At 52.2% G+C, this 1,171-nt stretch carries 2 protein-coding genes; both read right to left on the bottom strand.

Features of this window, described 5'->3' with window-relative positions; translation table 11 throughout:
* Positions 1-58: 58 nt before the first annotated feature.
* The gene (locus AB6D93_RS24105) at positions 59-715 is read right to left on the bottom strand and encodes a hypothetical protein (RefSeq protein ID WP_102333686.1); all 657 of its coding nucleotides are present in this window, start codon (positions 713-715) and stop codon (positions 59-61) included.
* A 96-nt stretch (positions 716-811) separates the two neighbouring features.
* Positions 812-1,171, bottom strand: a 360-nt coding sequence (locus AB6D93_RS24110) for a hypothetical protein (RefSeq protein ID WP_372159261.1), incomplete at its 5' end; no start/stop codon positions are given.

Here is a 1,171-nt window from a genome sequence, read left to right on the forward strand (position 1 = left end):
GGCGTCTTGCAGCTCTTGCAATTTGCCTTGGCCATAGGAGGATTGGTATCGCATATCATCACCAATCCATACTGGTCATCGGGAGTGCCGGCGGGCGCTCTGGTAAGTGATGGACGGCTTGACAAAACAGCCACCACTCGAAGGCGCTTTTAGGGTGACACACTAAGCGAAACGCTTGTTCATCCCCATACAACCCGGTTATCGGCTCAACCGACATACGCGCGAGCGTTTGCATCAATCGCATCTGTGACTCTGACAGTGCATCGAGTGGCGGCATTGAGTAAAAGGACTTTTCGCATCGGCGTGGGCAGCGTGATAAAGGCTCGGCCTGTTTCAATTGCTGCTTAATGCGTTTTATCCAACTCTCCGCCGTACTCCAGCGTCCATTGGGTTTTAGACTGCCAGACTCGACGTCTTCTGACCAACGAATACCAAGGTAACGCACGGCATCAGACGCCGTTAGAAAACCATGGCAGGACCATTCGTCTCGGACGCGCTTGCCGTCATCATCAAACAAATTGCTCTCACCAAACTCTCCGGTAAAAACAAACGTGTCAGTGCGAGGCAGTATCAATCCTAAGTGTTTTTTCACATCGGAATGAAAAGCGTCAGTGACGCTAAGGCCTTGCAGCTCAAACCACGCTTTCGCGTCACGCACCAATGCGGTGATGGGGTAGTGCCACGCTTGCAGGGCATAACAGATTGAATAAGACATAGGGTGTGCTCCTAATAAAAAAAAGGAGCTCCCATGAAGGGAAGCCCCCTCATGGGTAAAGGTGGTGCAAAGCACCACCGTATTGACGGTCAATGATTATGCGTCGTGCACCTCGTCCTCTTTGGTCGTGATGATGAGCATAGGTTGATCGTGTCGGTCTCGCTCAATGCTCGCAATTAAGTCGAGTGAGCGGTTGACGTACAGGTTATCGAGGCTGGGTGGTTGGCACACCGTAAAGGGCACCTGCGACTGAGCCGGTACTTTACGGGCGGCTCGCCGCGCCAGTTTCAGCAATTGAAGGGTAAGCTTCTCTTTGCTGCACTCAATGATAACGTCCGGCACATCAACCGCTTGAAAGTACGCTTGTTGACTGATGCCGGTGTATGGGAAGTAAAAGCCCGCGTCCTTGGCCGTGGATGTGATATCAATAAAGCCCGAAGGATCGAGGGCGTCATT

This window comes from Vibrio sp. 10N.247.310.23 (assembly GCF_041467155.1).
GTDB classification, from domain to species: domain Bacteria; phylum Pseudomonadota; class Gammaproteobacteria; order Enterobacterales; family Vibrionaceae; genus Vibrio; species Vibrio crassostreae_C.